The organism is Priestia sp. P5_B4 (assembly GCF_056400385.1).
Window position 1 is genome coordinate 1 of the sequence record NZ_JBFULJ010000550.1, and the last position, 2,552, is coordinate 2,552.

Here is a 2,552-nt window from a genome sequence, read left to right on the forward strand (position 1 = left end):
GGATTGTTTTCTATGTCAAATGACGAATTTTATTCGCAGCAAACTTTCAGTTGTGCGGCTCTTACTCTGGTACTATAATAAAAAGAAAGAAAATTCATAAAATAACCGCTTTTTTGTTATTTTTAGGAAGGCTAGTCAATTGTCGGTTGGGTAAGTAGGCTTAGTCAAGGTTATATACGCAGTAAAAATAGCAGAAAAGAGGAGCTGAACGTATTTTATGAAAGAGGAGCTCGTGTATATAGGAAAAAAGATTATTGAACATAAATATAGCTTGTCAGAAAAATTAGCGGAACGTTTAGATGCTACCCATCCCCTAAGTCTAGAGGAATTAAAAGAAAAGCAAGTTTTGAAGTGGCGAGTGCTAATTATGGAGTACTTTGGAAGAGCGCTATTTGAAGAGCAAGAGGCTGTACTTAAACTTGTTAAAGAATGGGCACTTGATACGGGGAAGTATGCAGTAGAAAAAAATATTCCTTTAGAAAAAGCATTAGGGACCCTGCCAATCTATCGCAGCGTTATTTGGGATGTATTTACACGAGAGCTAGAGGAGCATCAGTTTGCTGCAATTACCATGCTGCATGTCAGTGAGCGAATTGATCCGCTTTTAGATACGGTAACATGTGTTTTTGGTCAAATTTATGATGAGCATAATCGATACATGATGAATTTAGCTTACACGTCACTAGAAGAACTGTCAGTTCCGCTAGTACCTGTCACAAAAGGTATCGCTATTATGCCGATTATTGGAGAAATTGATACTCATCGCTCGCAAGTTATTATGGAAACTTGCTTGAAAAARGGGACAAGCCTTCAATTATCCTATCTTATTTTGGATATTTCAGGTGTCGTGATTATTGATACAATGGTAGCAGACAATCTGTTCAAAATTCATCGATCTCTCAAATTAGTAGGAGTGGAAGCTATTATAACAGGGATACGACCGGAAATTGCCCAAACGGTAGTGAAACTGGGAATTGATTTTAATCAAATTAAAACAGAAGCAAATTTAGAAGCGGCGCTTTTAAAAATTGGGTTTAGACGTCCTGAAGAACATAGCCGCGCGAATGTGTCATCACGGCGCATAAAATGACCGGCTATGAACATGCAATGGGGATATTCATTCTTCTAAACGTCGGTATGAAATATGGATTTCAGCAGATAGAAAGTAAGCGCATAGTAAAAAAGCGGATGTTAATCAACATCCGCTTTTTTACTTAATAAATGCCATATGCCATGGTAGCACAAAAGCATAAACGAGGAAGTATACCACTATTGAATAGATAAAAAACCAGCCGTTTAAATGCATATAGCCACTTTTAATCATTCCGTATTCTATGAGTAGTGAACCAGCGCAAAAGAGAAGTGATAAAACCCATTTATTTTTAGCTGTTAAGTAAGTCAAAAATAAAATGGAAAGGGAAGGTGGAATAAATGTATAGCTTAGAATATCTCCAAGTCCTGTAACTTTTGGATCTCCCAAATCAATCATGTTAAAAACACGCGTAATGATAACATCACAAAGCCATCCTACAAACCCAACTACGCAAAACGTGATATAAAAATCTCGCCAAGTTAGCTGTCGTTTAAATAAAACAAGGGCAAGAATAAATAAACATAAACTAACGGTAATCGGAAACCACAAACCATGTGCAGATAAGTCTAAATGCTGAATTGCTTGCTCCAACATTGTTCACCTCAAAAGAAAGAGTTAGTGTTGAATTTAGCCTATGTTATGGAAGGTATTTTATACATCTTCTACGCGTTGCGTGTATATTCTTCTCGCAAGATTGAATATAACTTTAAGTCTTGATGAGCTCCTTTAATAAACATGGCTTTTCGAATCGTTCCTTCATAAGACATACCGATTTTTTTCATTACTTTCTCAGATGCAGCATTTTCAACAAAGCACCTCGCCTGAATGCGCACTAAATCCATTTCTTCAAATCCAAACGCAATTACTTTTTCAGCTGCTTCCGTAACAAATCCCTTATTCCAATATGCTTCAGAAATCGCATAGCCAATTTCCGCAATGCGATGTGTAGGGTTCCAAGTGACAAAGTCAATGGTGCCAATACATTTTTTTAAGGCTTTGATTTCCATAGCCCAAGGAGAAATGGATTGGTTGCTGTACTGCTTTAGAACGAAGGAAACAAACTCTTTTGTATCTTGAAGCTTTCGGTGCTTTTCCCAATTTACATATCTGCTCACCTTTTCATTTGAGGCATATTCAAACATGTCACGCACATCTTTTTTTGTAACTTTCCGCAAGCGGAGTCTTTCGGTTTCTAGTGTGGGTAAATTTCCGTATATATCTTTTACTTGAATCATAAAGTTGTCTCCTTTCTCAGCAAGAAGTGGATGAAATGTTGATAATAATGTTTCATAGAAGCTGTAGCATTCCAAAAATACGCTTTCTATTTCATGTGCTTGATTCTTTAATTGTAAAATATTTCATTGGTGAGCGTAAGAGGTCAAATGGGTTTTTGAAAAATAAAAAAATTTTTTTCTGTTCATAATCAGTTCACATATGCTTGTTAGACTAAAGTCAGAAA

3 protein-coding genes are annotated in these 2,552 nt (G+C 36.3%); 1 reads left to right on the forward strand and 2 read right to left on the reverse strand.

What is annotated here, in order from left to right; all coding sequences use genetic code 11:
- Positions 1-217 precede the first annotated feature (217 nt).
- Entirely contained in the window at positions 218-1,090 is an 873-nt protein-coding gene (locus AC1DRF_RS22790; RefSeq protein WP_274156417.1) for an STAS domain-containing protein, read from the forward strand.
- Between the two features lie 120 nt (positions 1,091-1,210).
- Here the strand turns inward: AC1DRF_RS22790 and AC1DRF_RS22795 are convergent, their stop codons facing one another.
- Together AC1DRF_RS22795 and AC1DRF_RS22800 are read right to left on the reverse strand one after the other, a co-directional pair.
- The gene (locus tag AC1DRF_RS22795) at positions 1,211-1,687 is read right to left on the reverse strand and encodes a hypothetical protein (RefSeq protein ID WP_013082943.1); all 477 of its coding nucleotides are present in this window, start codon (positions 1,685-1,687) and stop codon (positions 1,211-1,213) included.
- 68 nt (positions 1,688-1,755) lie between these two features.
- Positions 1,756-2,328, reverse strand: coding sequence for a GNAT family N-acetyltransferase (locus AC1DRF_RS22800; protein ID WP_014460341.1), 573 nt, complete (start codon positions 2,326-2,328; stop codon positions 1,756-1,758).
- Positions 2,329-2,552: the final 224 nt, after the last annotated feature.